Below are 13481 nucleotides of genomic sequence, written 5' to 3'. Positions count from 1 at the left end.
GGGGCCTTCCAAGAAGGGCGAACACCGGAAGGTGCAACTCCATTTCCGGTTCCGGGTTCTTTGCGGAATCATTACCCGCGATCGCTCAACCGTTCGAGCTTGAGCCGCGTTCGCATACCCTCGTACCCATGACATCCCGCGCCGCCGCCAGCCCCGTCGGAACGGTGACGCGCGGGACCACGAATCCCAACCGGCTCCGCCGCATGGACCGCTGGATCACGGCCACGCACGGCGCCGAACTGCGCCGCAGCGCCGACCCGGTCGCGATCGACCTCGGCTATGGCGCGGCCCCCTGGACGGCCGTCGAACTGCTCGGCCGCCTCCGCACGGTCGCACCACGCGCGCGTGTCGTCGGCGTCGAGATCGAGCCGGCGAGGGTCGCGGCCGCGCAGCCGTACGAGCGTGAGGGGCTCGCGTTCCGGCACGGCGGCTTCGAGATCCCCGTCCCCCGGCGGCCGTTGCTCATCCGCGCCGCCAACGTCCTTCGGCAGTACGACGAGGACGAGGTCGCCGCGGTCTGGGAGCGGCTGTGCGCACGGCTCGCGCCCCGGGCGGACGGCTCCGGCGGCGGACTGCTCGTCGAGGGCACCTGTGACGAGATCGGGCGGCGGCACGTGTGGGTGGCGCTCGGTCCGGAGGGGCCGCGCACCGTCACGTTCGCGACCCGACTCGGCTCCCTGGAGCGGCCGTCCGACCTCGCCGAGCGCCTTCCGAAGGCACTCATCCACCGCAACGTCCCCGGCGAACCGGTCCACGCCTTCCTGCGCGACTTCGACCGAGCCTGGGCGGCCGCCGCGCCCTACGCCTCCTACGGCGCCCGGCAGCGCTGGATCCGCGCGGTCCGGGACCTGGCCGCCGACTGGCCGGTGACGGACGGGCCGGTGCGCTGGCGACAGGGTGAAGTGACCGTGCGCTGGGCGGCGTTGGCGCCCAGGTTCTGACGGTGGGAACGATCTCCATGAGTCGTTCGTCACAGAGGCGGGGAGATCGTCGTACCAGGGGCTGAATGGGGGGAGAGAGTCACTGCCTCTGTCGTTTTGTGCCGGGTCGTGGCACGATCCCCCGGGTGTCCGTAAGTTACTGACGGTAAATCAGTTTGGGGGCAGGGGTATGGGTACGGGCAAGCGGGGCCTGATCTCGGCGGCCGTGACCGTGGTCTGTGCGGTCACCGTGCTGGCGGCGACACCCGGCATGGCATTCGCCGCACCGAGCCCCACGCCGACCCCCTCAGCCTCCTCCGCCTCCTCGACTCCCGTCACGAACGCGGACCTTGAGGTCGTTCGCGAGAAGATCGACAGGCTCTACCGCGAGGCCGCCGCCGCCACGGACGCGTACAACGCCGCCGAGGAGATGGCCGAGCACCAGTCCGCGGAGATCGTCGACCTCGCCAACAAGATCGTCAAGGGCCAGGAGCGGCTCGCCGACCTGAGGAAGCGCGTCGGCGCCGCGGCCCGCGCCCAGTACCGCACCGGCGGACTGCCGGACGAGGCGCAGTTGATGCTCAGCGACGACCCGCAGGAGTTCCTCGACGGCGCGGGCCGGGTGCTCCAGGGCGAGCGCGCCACCAAGGCCCTGATAGGGCAGATGACCCGCACCCAGCAGGACTTGGAGCAGTACGCCAAGGACGCCTCGGCCCAGTGGACGAAGCTCGACGCGAACCGCAAGGCGAAGGCGACCGCCCAGAAGACCATCAAGAAGCAGATCGCGGCCGCCGAGAAGCTCGAGTCCGCACTGGAGAAGGAGGAGAAGGAGCGTCTGGCCGAGCTGGAGCGGCAGGCCGCGTACAACGCGCAGACCGCCTGGCTCGACTCCGGCATCCTCGACGAGATCAAGGGCAAGGCCACCGAGGAGGGCAAGAAGGCGGTCGCGTACGCGACGGCCCAGATCGGAAAGCCGTACGAATGGGGTGCCGAGGGCCCGAAGACGTACGACTGCTCGGGCCTGACCTCACAGGCATGGCTGGCGGCCGGCGACACCATTCCGCGCACCTCGCAGGAGCAGTGGAAGCAGCTGAAGTCGGTCGACGTCAAGGACATGCTCCCCGGCGACCTCATCATCTACTTCGACGACGCCAGCCATGTCGCGATGTACATCGGCGACGGCGCGATCGTCCACGCCCCGCGCCCGGGCCGGACGGTGACGATCGCGGGCGCCGGGTCGATGCCGATTCTCGGGGTGGTACGGCCGGGTGCGTGAGGTTCTGTTCGGCGGAATGAGCCATCACCCCGTGCGGCACGATGCGTAAGGGTCCGTCCGTTTCGTGACGTGCACAACGTGACCTGGCCCACCTCGCACGACCGTTCAAACCTCCGCGGACGTGACCTTCGTCATTCCCGCCCCGCGGCCACCCTGTCCAACTGCGGTACGGAACGCGGCATATGACAGTGGCCGACTGCCAAGCGGCGTGCGTCACACCATTCCTTTACGGCGGCGACTACCGCTATGGTCCCGGTCGGTGGGAGGACTTCCTCGTCCCCCTGCCATGCCCTCGGGGGGAGGGAAGGAACCCAACACGATGCCCGTACCCGTACCGCGGCAGAGAGCGATCCCGGCCGTGGAAAGTGGTCAGGCGCCGGCCGCGTCCACAGTGCGCGGCCCCTCCAAGCAAGAGGCCCCGCGCACGGCAGAGCCGGTCGAGAACCCGAGCGGCACCGCCGCGAACAACCTGACCCTGCTGCTGATCGAGGACGATCCCGGCGGCTCGCCGATCGTGCCCGAACTGCTCGATGCCTCCGGCAAGCCGATCCGTATCCGCACTGCCCGCAACCTCACCGAGGCCGAGCGGCTGCTGACCGACGACGTCTACTGCATCCTGCTCGACCTCGCCCTCCCGGCGCCCGGCCGAGCGGACGACGCCGACGAGCTCGCCGTACTCAAGCACGTACTGGAGCTCGCGCCCCGGCACGCCGTTCTCGCGCTCACCGCGTCCGGCGACGCCGAGCGCGCCGCCGAGGCGGTCCGCGTGGGCGCCCTGGACTACCTCTTCCGGGATGAACTGGACGGCCGGCTGCTGAGCCGCGCCATCCGGTACGCCGTGGAGCGGAAACGTTCCGACACGGCCGAGCGGCGGCTCGCCGAGGGCCGGATGCGGGCCCAGGAGAACCGGCGCCTGGAACGCGGCCTGCTGCCCACGCCCCTTCTGGAGGGCTCCTCGCTGCGCTTCGCCGCCCGCTATCGCCCGGGCCGCTCCCGCGCCCTGCTCGGCGGCGACTTCTACGACGTCGTCCGCACCCCCGACGGCACCGTGCACGCCATGATCGGTGACGTCTGCGGGCACGGCCCCGACGAGGCGGCGCTCGGCGTGGAGCTGCGCATCGCCTGGCGCGCGCTCACCCTGGCGGGGCTGTGCGGGGACGAGCTGCTCGGCACACTTCAGCAGGTGCTGGAGCACGAGCGCTCCGACGAGGAGATCTTCGCGACGCTCTGCACGGTGGATATCGCGCCGGACGGGCGTCGGGCGGGGCTGTGCCTTGCCGGGCATCCGGCACCGCTGGTGGCCCAGCCCGGCCGGCCCGCGCAGCTGCTGCCGTACGACAACAACGGGCCCGCGCTCGGGCTGCTGCACGGTGCTCGCTGGCCGCGGATGCAGGTGGAGCTGGGGCGGGAGTGGAGCCTGATGCTCTACACCGACGGGCTGATCGAGGGGCATATCGGGCAGGGCCGGGAGCGGCTCGGGCAGGACGGCATGGTGTCACTGGTGCGCCGCGAGCTCTCCGAGGGGTTGGGTGGGGAGGCGTTGTTGCGGGCGGTGGTGAATGAGGTGCGCTCGCTCAATGGGGGCGAGTTGACTGATGACGTGGCTGTGCTGCTGCTTGATCGGTCCGCCTGATCGGGAGCCCGCCGTTGTGGGTTCTGTCGTATGCCGACTGCCGGTCCGCTGTGGCTGGTCGCGCCCACGCGGCGGAGCCGCAAATTGATACAGCCCCGCGCCCCTGAAGGGGCGCTGCCCTCGCCTGCGTTTTTAGCGGCCGCCGTTGTACGGGCCGTAGGGGCCGTCGCTGCTTGAGCCTCGGTTGGGGCGGCCGCCGCCGGGGAGGCTGCGGATGGCGGGGCGGACGTCGACCATGTATACGATGGTCGCGATGAGGCCGATGATCGGCAGGAACGACAGGATGTTGAAGATCAGGTTCACCACGAAGGCGATCCCGAGGATGATCAGCCAGAACGGCTTGGTCTTCTTGTCGGCCGCTCGATAGGCGTCCTCGCGGCGCACAGCGGCGTCAATGAGAGCGAAGCCGCTGAAAAGGATCAGGGCCATGCTCAGCAGCCACATGAACCCTGCGAACCCCTGCATCAGCACTACGTCCACCACCCGACTCGGTTAGTCCCTACGCGGTCACCGTACCCGCAACCGGAAAGCCGCTACCCGCAGAACGGGCCGAGCACTCAAGGAGTGCCCGACCCGTTATCGCTCTATCGCTCGACGGACGTATCCGCCCGCCCTACTTGGCCGGCGGCGTCGTCTTCTTGGCCGTGGTCTTCTTGGCCGGAGTGGCCTTCTTCGCCGCGGTCTTCTTGGCCGGGGCGGGCTCGGCCTTGGCCTCGGTGGCCGCGGCGGGCTTCGCCTCTTCCTTGACCTCGACCGGCTCGGCCTTGGGCTCGACCACCACGGCGAGCTCCTCGATCTCCTCGGCGGCCTCGCCACGCCAGGTCTTCACGGCCTGCTCGCCGTGCTCGGCGACCTTCTCGTAGGTCTCGCGGGCCTTGACGGCGTACTCGGCGGCGACGCCGACGGAGCGCAGCGCGATGTCCTGGGCGGTCTCGCCGAGCTTCTTCAGGTCGGCGTCGAGGGTGCTGCCGAGCTTCTTGATGTCGGCGTCCAGCGAGCCGATGAAGCCGTTGACCTTGGTCTGGACGTTCTCCTGCGTCCCCTTGACCCGGGCGCCGACCTCCTTGGCGCGGGCGGCGGCCTGCTCCTGGACGGCCTTCGGGTCGGTGTTGCGTACGGCCTCGATGCGAGCCGGCGCCTCGGCGCGCAGCTGGTCCACCAGGGTCGGCACCTTCCTGGCCTGCTGGAGGGCCAGGTCGGCGGTGCCGGCGGCGAAGTAGAACGGCGTCGGGTCGCTGAAGGTCTTACGGAGGTCGTCGGTGATGGCCATGGTGATGGTCCTCCCGGATCACTTGCGCTTGAGGGTTTTGGGTCCCGCGGGTCAGTCGGCGAGGTGCCGGGTCACGTCAGCCTGCCGACTGCTGCGGGGCGGCGTCGCTGCCGCCGGCCGTGCGGATGCCGCGTACGGCGGTGTCGCCGGGTCGGGCGTCGTCCCGAGCGTCGTCGTCCTGAGCGTCGTCGTCCGCTATGTCCTGAGGGTCTGGATCAACCGCGTCATCGCGGCCCTTCTCCGCCTCGCCGCCGCCGGCCTCGAATCCGTTCTCCTTGCGGAAGGACTCGTAGACCTGGAGCAGCACCTGCTTCTGCCGCTCGTTCAGCGTGGGATCGGCGAGGATGACGGCGCGCGTCTCCACCTCGTCACGATCCCGTTCGGCGTCGAGGATCCCGGCCCGGACGTACAGCGTCTCCGCGGAGATCCGCAGCGCCTTGGCGACCTGCTGAAGCACCTCCGCGCTCGGCTTGCGCAGCCCGCGCTCGATCTGGCTCAGATACGGATTGGACACCCCGGCGGCGTCGGCGAGCTGCCTGAGCGACAGCTGCGCAGTGCGCCGCTGTTCGCGCAGGTACTCACCGAGATTGCCGACGTTGAGCGATGCCATGCCTCCACCTTGCACCACCCGCGCTAACTATTGCAAGCAGCCGCTTGCAAAAGTGCGCCACGCCACGCCCGTTCGGCCGTGCCCGAGCACAACGTCCACGACCGTCCGGTCCCGCCGAGGTGACAGTTTCGCCGTTTACCCTGCCGGAATGACCGACACCCCGCTGGAGACCACCGCTGCCCTCGCCCCGGCCCGGGCAGCCGTCGATGCCGTGGTGCGCCGTCTCGCCGATGTCCTGTCGTCAGGGCCGGTGTGCTGCGGGCCCCTCGACGGCGAGATCGCCGACGTGGTCATCGCCGAGCCGGGCGAGCCGCTCGACGGGGCGGCCGGCGCCCTGGTGCTGGCGGTCGGGGCGCGCGAGACGGAGGCGGCGGCGATGGTGACGGCGGCCGGAGCCGTGGGCGCCGTGGCCGTCGCGGTGCGGATCGTCGGCGATGAGCTGCCGGATGCGGTGGGCGCGGCGGCCGAGGAGGCCGGGGTCGCCGTGCTCGGCCTGCCGCTGGGGCTGCGCTGGGACCGTGCGGAGGCGGAGATACGGGCGGCACTGGCGGCACCCGCCGACACCTTCGCGCCGGGCCGTGATCTGTTCTCCCTGGCGCAGACCGTGGCGACGCTCACCCAGGGCGTGGTCAGCGTCGAGGACGGCGCCCACCGGGTGGTCGCGTACGCCGGTTCCGGCGACGAGGCCGACGAACTGCGCCGCCGCTCCATCCTCGGCCGCAGCTGCCCGGAGCCCTATCTGGCGCTGCTGCGGCGGCTCGGGGTCTACCAGCGCGTCCGGGCCGGCGAGGAGGTCGTCATGGTCGCCGAGCAGCCGGAGCTGGGTGCCCGGCGGCGGCTGGTGATCGGGATCAACGCCGGGCGCCGGCCGCTCGGCACGATCTGGGTGCAGGAGGGCGACCGGCCGCTCGCCGAACGGGCGCCGGAGCTGCTGCGCGGCGCCGCCCGGATCGCCGCGACCCAACTCGTCGACCACTACTTCCAGGGCGACGCCCGGGCCCGGCTCGCCTCCCGTGAGGAGCTCAGCCATGGGCTGCTGACCGGCCGCTTCGACGCCGCCGCGCTCGCCGCCCACCTGGGCATCGACCCGGCGGCCGAGGCCGACGTGATCGCCGTGGACCTGCGCGAGCAGGGCGACGCCACCGCCGTACGGGCGGACGCGCGGCGTGCCGAGGCCGCGGGCGTGATGTCCGTGCATGCCGCCGCCCATCGCGACAACGCCCTCGTCGTCCACGCCTGCGGTCAGCTCTACGCCATCCTGCCGACGCCCGCCGAGGAAGCGCCTCTCGTGCGCTGGGCCGAGGAGTTGGTGACCACGTTGCGCCGGCTGACCGGAACGCCGGTCCAGGCGGTCGTCGCCGGTCGCGCCGAACGTCTCGCCGACATCCCGTCCGTCAAGCTGCGCGGCCATCGCGCGCTGCAACTGCTCGGCCGTACCCCCGAAGTGGCCGTGGGCACCCACGCCCGGCTCGCCCCCGCCCTGCTCGTCCGGGACACCTTGGAGCTGCTCGACCAGGCGCCGCGGCTCCGCTTCCCCGCGGTGGCCGCCCTCGCCGACCGCGACCGCACCCAGGGCACCGAGCTGGCCCGGTCGCTGCTGCTCTACCTCGACGGCTTCGGGGACGTCGGGGCGGTGGCCAAGCAGCTCAACGTGCACCCCAACACCCTGCGCTACCGCATCCGCAGGGCCGTGGCGCTGACCGGCCTCGACCTCGACGACCCCGAGCACCGGCTGGCGGCCATGCTCCAGCTGCGCCTGGACCTGAGGGAGCGGGACGCGGCGGCCTTTCCGGGGGCCCTGAGCACGGCAGGAGCGGCGCGGAGCCTGTCGTAGCGGACACAACGCCCGCCCGAGAGCTGTCCGGCCGGACAAGGAGCGGGAGACACCCGTCGGCTTACGTTCACACCCTGTTCGCATTCTGCGACGGCGTCCTGTCCCTCACCGCTCCTTCCGGAGGCCAGCCATGGCTTCAGCCGCACCCCCCGGCCCCGCCCAGTCCGGTACCGCCCCCGCCGTATCCCCGACCGGCATGCGCCGGATCGCCACGGCCAGCTTCATCGGCACGGCCATCGAGTTCTACGACTACTACATCTACGGAACCGCGGCCGCGCTCGTCCTCAACGACGCCTTCTTCCCCGGACTCTCTGAGACCGCAGGCACGTTGGCGACCCTGTCCACCTTCGCGGTCGGCTTCGCGGCTCGCCCGCTGGGTGCCGCGATCTTCGGCCACTACGGCGACCGCGTGGGCCGCAAGGCCGTCCTGGTCGTCTCCCTGCTGATGATGGGCCTGTCCACCGGCCTGATCGGACTCCTACCCGGCTACGACACCCTCGGCGTCGCGGCGCCGGTCCTGCTGGTGCTGCTGCGCCTGATCCAGGGCCTCGGCCTCGGCGGCGAGTGGGGCGGCGCGGCGCTGCTCGCGGTGGAACACGCGCCGAGGGAGAAACGCGGCCTGTACGCGGCGGCGCCCCAAATGGGTTCTCCCGTGGGCTACTTCGTCGCCACTCTCACCTTCCTGCTGATGTCCTCGCTGCTGGACGACGACGCCTTCGAGAGCTGGGGCTGGCGGATCCCGTTCCTGATCTCCTTCGTCCTCGTCGCCGTAGGCCTGGTCATCCGCCTCAAGATCGCCGAGACGCCGGCCTTCGCGAAGGTCACCGACCGGCGGGAGACCGCCAAGGCACCGCTGGCGGAGGCGTTCCGCAAGCACCCCAGAGAGATGCTGCTCGGCGCCGGGATGATCACGGTCGTGTACGTGATGTTCTACACGGCCGCCACCTACTGCATGACGTACACGACGGGCGACCTGGGCATCCCCAAAAACCACATGCTCCTGCTCACCCTCGTCGCGGTGACGGTCCTGGGCGTGTCCACGTACGCCGTCGCGCGCTGGTCGGACCGGCTGGGCCGGCGTCGGCTCATCGTCGGCGGCGCGGCCTTCGGCGTCGTCTGGGGCGCGGTGCTGTTCCCGCTGCTCGACACCGGCAACTACGCCCTCATCGCCGTGGCGCTGAGCGGTGCCCTGCTGTGCATGGGCATCATCTACGGCCCCGCGGGCGCCTACATGCCCGAGCTGTTCGGCACCCGGATGCGTTACTCCGGCGCCGGTTTCTCCTACAACCTCGGCGGTGTGCTCGGCGGCGCCGCGGCCCCGCTCATCGTCACGGCGCTGGCGGAGAACTACAGCGCCTCCGTGGGCGGCTGGTTCATGAGCGGCATGGCCCTGCTCTCGCTGCTGTGCGCCCTGGCCCTGCCCGAGACCAAGGACCGGGACCTCGACACCATCTGACGTCCCGTTGCTCGCCACTCCTACGAGAGTACAAATCCCTGCCCGGACTTGTCCGAGACAGGACACTAGGCAGTCTGACGCACCCGCTCGGCGTCCACCGGACGACGGGCGGGTGCCCGCAGGTTCCGGCCCCGCCGGGTCAGCCCCCACGGCTTGAGGATCGAGATCACGGTCATGAAGACATAGGCGGTCAGGGAGACGATCGGCCCCATCACGATGTCCGTAGTGTCGGTCACGGACCCGCTCGCGGCGACGGCGTCGACCGTGGAGCTCAGGCCGGGGCGCAGCGCGAAGGTGGTGCCGGCGATCGTGGCCAGGGTCAGCCAGAACTTGACGTAGACCCAGCGGTGCCGTGCGAGTCCCCACGGGGTACCCAGGGACAGCAGCAGGCCGCTGAGAAGCGTGAGGAACGCGACGGGAAGCAGCAGCCAGTCGGCGAACAGCTGCATGGCCCGGACGGATGCCTCGACGGTCACCGCGGACCCGGTGGTGATCGCGGTGACCGCCAGCGCGAGCAGCCCGAGCGTGAGCCCGAGCCAGCTCGCCGAGGCGACGACATGGACGACAACGGAAGCCCGGCGTGCGGGACGGCTCAGTTTCAGGCTCGGATTCATGTGAAACACGGTGCCGGGCGAGAGCGCCGAGGTCGTCTGACAGCGGGAGTAACCCCGCGTACTAGCGTCGGCGTACCGAAGAACTCCCGCCGGCACCGCCCTGGAGTACCCACTTTTTTGTGGGTACTTGGCAGGGCACGGCACGGACGGGTTCATCCGGGTCACCGAGCTGCTGGGCCGCCGTTGATCCACTCCGCCAGTGCCGCGAAGTCCCGGTCGGTGAGCCCGTACCGGTGATCGACGCGGTGCAGCAGCGCCCGTACGGGGTGATGGGCGGCGACCCACGCCCGGTCCAGGTCGGTGATCTCGTCGTCGACCCAGATGAAGGGCCGTCCGTCCGCCCGGGCCACGAGTGGCCGGGTCTTCCAGTGCAGCCCCCGCGGCTTGCTCCCGTCCCCGTCGTCGTCCGGCCAGTCGACCAGCGGCAGCGGGGGCAGGCCGAGCCAGGGCGCCAGGCACTGGTTCGCGTCGTCCATCCAGGTCGTGGCCCACACCAGCTCGCAGTCCAGCGCCGCGAGCCGCGCCCCGAGCCCGGGGTCGACGCGGGGCAGCAGCGGATGGCCGGCGCCTTCCGGCAGCGCGAACCGTGCCTCGTACTCCGGGTACGGCCAGGTCGCCCCGAACGGGATCAACGTCCCGTCCACATCGAGAAATAGGAGCATCGTTCAACAGGATCGGACAAATGAGCTTGCCGCGCATCCTCTCCCCCGGTTAGCGTCCCCTCCATGACTGCCGGGTCGGCCTTGTGCCGTGAGCGAGTTGGGTGCCCGGCCTCTGAGTGAGGCCACCGCGGGCGAGAAGCCCGCCTTCTCTTTCTCTTCGCCGTATCTCCCGCCCATGCATCCGCATGGGCGCATCAGCGATCGAGAAAGAGACGTATGCCCAACGACTTCAACCAACAGATCATCGACGAGTTCCGCGCCAACAACGGCGCTGTGGGCGGCTGGTTCGAAGGCGCCCGGCTCCTCCTGCTGACCACCACCGGAGCCCGCACCGGCACCCCGCACACCACCCCCCTCGGCTTCCTCCCCGACGGCGCCGACCGTGTCCTGGTCATCGCCTCGGCCGGCGGATCCTCCCGGCACCCCGCCTGGTACCACAACCTCCTCGCGAACCCTCAAGTCACCGTCGAGAGCGGTGCGTTCACCTATCCCGCACGGGCCGAGATCCTTGAAGGCGAGGAGCGGGACGAGGCGTTCGCGCGGGCCGTCGACACGGACCCGGGCTGGGCGGCGTACCAGGAGAAGGCGGGCCGGGTGCTGCCCGTGGTCGCCCTCCACGAGCTCGCCCAGGACGGCCCGCCGAACATCAGGGCCGGCTCCTTCGGCGAGGCGATCAAGGTCGTCCATGACGGCTTCCGCCGCGAACTCGCCCTGATCCGCAAGGAGATGGCCGACGGCACCGCCCTCGGCGCCCAGCTCCGCGTCAACTGCCTGACCTTCTGTCACGGCCTGCACAACCACCACACCGGCGAGGACCTGGGCATGTTCCCGGTCCTCGCCGACCGCAACCCCGAGTCCGCCCCCGTCCTGGCCCGGCTGCGCGAGGAGCACGAGCGGATCGCCGCGGTGGTGGAGGAGTTGCGCGCCGCGGTGTCCTCCGACGGAGTGCCTTCCGACACCGACGGAGCGGCCGCCCGCGCCGAGATCGAACGCCTGGCGACCGAGCTGGAGGCACATCTGACGTACGAGGAGGAGCAGTTGATCCCGCTGCTGGAAGGCGTCTAAAGCCTGTTCCAGAGGTCTGTGAGCGGGCTTTAGGTCGGGCGGCGGGCGGCCGGGGCCCTAGAACGGCAACGGCCGCCCGTGCACCACCTCCAGCCGTGACACCGCCCGCGTCAGCACGACGTACAGCCGGTGCAGCCCGCGTTCCTCCGCCTCCGCAATCGTCGCGGGCTCGACGGCGACGACATGGTCGTACTCGAGCCCTTTGACGACGCTCGCGGGGACGACGGACACCCGGGCACCGAGCTCCTCCGCCCCGCCCACCGCGATCCCGGCCGCCCCGAGCGCCGCCCGCACCCGGTCCACGTCCACCTCGGCGGCCACGACTCCGACGGAGCCTTCATGGCCGAGCGCACTCCGTACGGCGTCCACGACGGCCCCCGGCAGCTCACCGGGTGGCACCTCCCGGAAGCCCAACTCCCCGTCCCCGCGCAGGGACCGGGCGGCCGGCACCTCGACGTCGAGCCGTGCGAGCAGCCGGTTCGCCAGGCCTACGACGGCCCGCGGCATCCGGAACCCGATGGTGAGCGGCACCACGGCGGCGTCGGGTTTCCCGAGGTGGGCGAGGAGCGTCGGCCAGGACCGCGCGGCCCACGGCGTGGTCCCCTGCGCCAGGTCCCCGAGCACGGTCAGCGACCCGAAGGACGCCCGGCGGGCGATGGCCCGGCACTCCATCGGGGAGAGGTCCTGCGCCTCGTCGACGACGAGATGGCCGTACCCCTGGGGATGCTCCATCAGCCCGGCGACCTCGTCGAGCAGCACGAGATCGGCGGCCGACCAGCGCGCCGACTTCCACGAACGCGGCGGCCGCGTCCACAGCAGCGCCTTCTGCTCGTCGGCGTCGAACAGCCCGTCGGCGGCGCACGCCAACACGTCCGCATCACCGAGGAGTTCGGCGACGACCTCCTCGGGCCGCACCCGTGGCCATACGGCGTCCAGGTGCGCGCCGATCGCCCGCGCCCGCTCGATCTTCCGCACCCAGGCGCCCGGCACCGCCCCGGCCCGCCGCTCGGCCTGCGCCCGAATGCGCTCCACGATCCTCGTCCGCACCCGCTCCCGCCCGATGACGTACGGCGGCTGCTCGGCGCGCACACCGGCGACGATCCGCGACAGCTCGTCGGCGGAGACGCGCCACCGGTACGAACCGTCCGGTACGGCAAGGGAGTCGGCGCTCTCGATGGCCACGCGCGCGTACAGCGCACGCCGCAGGACGTCGGCCATCCGTGCGTCGTGCTTGAGAGCGGCGGCAGGCGGCTCGTCGGCACCGCTGACCGGATGCCGGGCGATCTCGTCGATGAGCGTCGACTGCCGTACGCCGGTCTCGCCGAGGGCGGGCAGCACCTCGGAGATGTACGAGAGGAACGTGCGGTTGGGCCCGAGGATGAGCAGTCCGCCGCGCCGGATGCGCTGCGGGTGGGTGTAGAGCAGGTAGGCGGCGCGGTGCAGACCGACGGCGGTCTTCCCGGTCCCCGGGGCGCCCTGCACGCACACCGACGCGGCGAGATCGGCTCGTACGAGATCGTCCTGCTCGGGCTGGATGGTCGCCGCGATGTCCCGCATGGGCCCGACGCGGGGCCGCTCGATCTCGCGGGTGACGATGCCACTGACGCGCTCTTCGCCCCGCCCCAGGTGCTCGTCCTCCAGCCCGGTCAGGTCGGCGGAGTCACCGCGGCTGCCGGGCGCCCACCCGAAGCGCCGACGCACCACGACGGACTGCGGGTCACGGGCACCGGCCTGGTAGAAGGCCCGGGAGACGGGCGCGCGCCAGTCGACGACGAGGGGCGGGGCGGCAGGGTGCTCGGTGATCCGCAGCCGCCCGACGTGATAGTGCTGCCCGCCGTGCTCGCTGTCGGTCCGGAAATCCAACCGACCGAAGAACAAGGGCCCTTCGGGCAGTTCACGCATCTCCTTGGCCTGGCTGCGCAACCGATACCCGAGCACTTCGGCGTCGGCACCGGAGGCGGAGACGTCCTCGCCGGTGACGACCTGTTCCTGGGCGCCGTCGACCATGGCGGCGAGGGCGGTACGGCAGCGGTCGTGGTGGGCGCGTTCGAGACGGAGGGAGTTCTGGAGGGCGGGGTCGGGTGACGTCATTCCAGCGAGCGTACCGGAATAACGTTACCGAGTAACATTTCTTACCCGGT

12 protein-coding genes are annotated in these 13481 nt (G+C 71.1%); 6 read left to right on the top strand and 6 right to left on the bottom strand.

The genetic code is table 11. From position 1 onward, the window contains the following. The first annotated feature begins 128 nt into the window (after positions 1 to 128). From KCH87_RS38760 to KCH87_RS38750, 3 genes are all read left to right on the top strand, one after another. Complete coding sequence (locus tag KCH87_RS38760) at positions 129 to 941, top strand: class I SAM-dependent methyltransferase (RefSeq protein ID WP_210592573.1); 813 nt, start codon at positions 129 to 131, stop codon at positions 939 to 941. Positions 942 to 1110: 169 nt separating this feature from the next. Continuing rightward, complete coding sequence (locus KCH87_RS38755) at positions 1111 to 2196, top strand: C40 family peptidase (RefSeq protein WP_210592572.1); 1086 nt, start codon at positions 1111 to 1113, stop codon at positions 2194 to 2196. A gap of 319 nt (positions 2197 to 2515) precedes the next feature. Continuing rightward, positions 2516 to 3829, top strand: a complete 1314-nt coding sequence (locus KCH87_RS38750; RefSeq protein WP_210592571.1) for a PP2C family protein-serine/threonine phosphatase — start codon at positions 2516 to 2518, stop codon at positions 3827 to 3829. Positions 3830 to 3961: 132 nt separating this feature from the next. On the opposite strand, the gene KCH87_RS38745 is transcribed toward KCH87_RS38750, so the two are convergent. The 3 genes from KCH87_RS38745 to KCH87_RS38735 form a co-directional block, all read right to left on the bottom strand. Further along, positions 3962 to 4294: a DUF2516 family protein gene (locus KCH87_RS38745; RefSeq protein ID WP_210592570.1), complete on the bottom strand. Its 333-nt coding sequence runs from the start codon at positions 4292 to 4294 to the stop codon at positions 3962 to 3964. A gap of 148 nt (positions 4295 to 4442) precedes the next feature. Next, entirely contained in the window at positions 4443 to 5099 is a 657-nt protein-coding gene (locus tag KCH87_RS38740; protein ID WP_210592569.1) for a hypothetical protein, read from the bottom strand. 76 nt (positions 5100 to 5175) lie between these two features. Further along, positions 5176 to 5709 (bottom strand): helix-turn-helix domain-containing protein, encoded by a 534-nt coding sequence (locus KCH87_RS38735; RefSeq protein WP_210592568.1) that lies wholly within the window; start codon positions 5707 to 5709, stop codon positions 5176 to 5178. Between the two features lie 148 nt (positions 5710 to 5857). Between KCH87_RS38735 and KCH87_RS38730 the strand changes: the two genes are divergently transcribed. Beyond that, entirely contained in the window at positions 5858 to 7543 is a 1686-nt protein-coding gene (locus KCH87_RS38730; protein ID WP_210592567.1) for a CdaR family transcriptional regulator, read from the top strand. Between the two features lie 130 nt (positions 7544 to 7673). Then, on the top strand, positions 7674 to 8999 hold the full coding sequence (locus tag KCH87_RS38725; protein WP_210592566.1) for an MFS transporter: 1326 nt from the start codon (positions 7674 to 7676) through the stop codon (positions 8997 to 8999). Between the two features lie 65 nt (positions 9000 to 9064). Here KCH87_RS38725 and KCH87_RS38720 read toward each other — a convergent pair whose 3' ends face one another. Then, entirely contained in the window at positions 9065 to 9613 is a 549-nt protein-coding gene (locus KCH87_RS38720; protein WP_210592565.1) for a DUF2269 domain-containing protein, read from the bottom strand. A gap of 161 nt (positions 9614 to 9774) precedes the next feature. Further along, entirely contained in the window at positions 9775 to 10275 is a 501-nt protein-coding gene (locus KCH87_RS38715; RefSeq protein ID WP_210592564.1) for an HAD domain-containing protein, read from the bottom strand. A gap of 216 nt (positions 10276 to 10491) precedes the next feature. Between KCH87_RS38715 and KCH87_RS38710 the strand changes: the two genes are divergently transcribed. Continuing rightward, positions 10492 to 11340 carry a nitroreductase/quinone reductase family protein gene (locus KCH87_RS38710; protein WP_210592563.1) on the top strand — a complete coding sequence of 283 codons (849 nt, stop codon included), beginning with the start codon at positions 10492 to 10494 and terminating at the stop codon, positions 11338 to 11340. Positions 11341 to 11397: 57 nt separating this feature from the next. Here KCH87_RS38710 and KCH87_RS38705 read toward each other — a convergent pair whose 3' ends face one another. Further along, the gene (locus tag KCH87_RS38705; RefSeq protein ID WP_210592562.1) at positions 11398 to 13431 is read right to left on the bottom strand and encodes an AAA family ATPase; all 2034 of its coding nucleotides are present in this window, start codon (positions 13429 to 13431) and stop codon (positions 11398 to 11400) included. Positions 13432 to 13481 lie beyond the last annotated feature (50 nt).

This window comes from Streptomyces sp. GESEQ-35 (assembly GCF_017948485.1).
In the GTDB taxonomy this organism is placed as follows: Bacteria; Actinomycetota; Actinomycetes; order Streptomycetales; family Streptomycetaceae; genus Streptomyces.
The sequence above is the reverse complement of the archived record's forward strand: the minus strand, read 5'-3'. Positions and strand labels throughout refer to the sequence as shown.

Bases quoted from the DNA above. Each gene is read 5' to 3' on its own strand.
- KCH87_RS38760 (WP_210592573.1), top strand. From the start codon at position 129: ATGACATCCCGCGCCGCCGCCAGCCCCGTCGGAACGGTGACGCGCGGG.
- KCH87_RS38750 (WP_210592571.1), top strand. From the start codon at position 2,516: ATGCCCGTACCCGTACCGCGGCAGAGAGCGATCCCGGCCGTGGAAAGT.
- KCH87_RS38720 (WP_210592565.1), bottom strand. From the start codon at position 9,613: ATGAATCCGAGCCTGAAACTGAGCCGTCCCGCACGCCGGGCTTCCGTT.
- KCH87_RS38715 (WP_210592564.1), bottom strand. From the start codon at position 10,275: ATGCTCCTATTTCTCGATGTGGACGGGACGTTGATCCCGTTCGGGGCG.
- KCH87_RS38755 (WP_210592572.1), top strand. From the start codon at position 1,111: ATGGGTACGGGCAAGCGGGGCCTGATCTCGGCGGCCGTGACCGTGGTC.
- KCH87_RS38745 (WP_210592570.1), bottom strand. From the start codon at position 4,294: ATGCAGGGGTTCGCAGGGTTCATGTGGCTGCTGAGCATGGCCCTGATC.
- KCH87_RS38705 (WP_210592562.1), bottom strand. From the start codon at position 13,431: ATGACGTCACCCGACCCCGCCCTCCAGAACTCCCTCCGTCTCGAACGC.
- KCH87_RS38740 (WP_210592569.1), bottom strand. From the start codon at position 5,099: ATGGCCATCACCGACGACCTCCGTAAGACCTTCAGCGACCCGACGCCG.
- KCH87_RS38710 (WP_210592563.1), top strand. From the start codon at position 10,492: ATGCCCAACGACTTCAACCAACAGATCATCGACGAGTTCCGCGCCAAC.
- KCH87_RS38735 (WP_210592568.1), bottom strand. From the start codon at position 5,709: ATGGCATCGCTCAACGTCGGCAATCTCGGTGAGTACCTGCGCGAACAG.
- KCH87_RS38725 (WP_210592566.1), top strand. From the start codon at position 7,674: ATGGCTTCAGCCGCACCCCCCGGCCCCGCCCAGTCCGGTACCGCCCCC.
- KCH87_RS38730 (WP_210592567.1), top strand. From the start codon at position 5,858: ATGACCGACACCCCGCTGGAGACCACCGCTGCCCTCGCCCCGGCCCGG.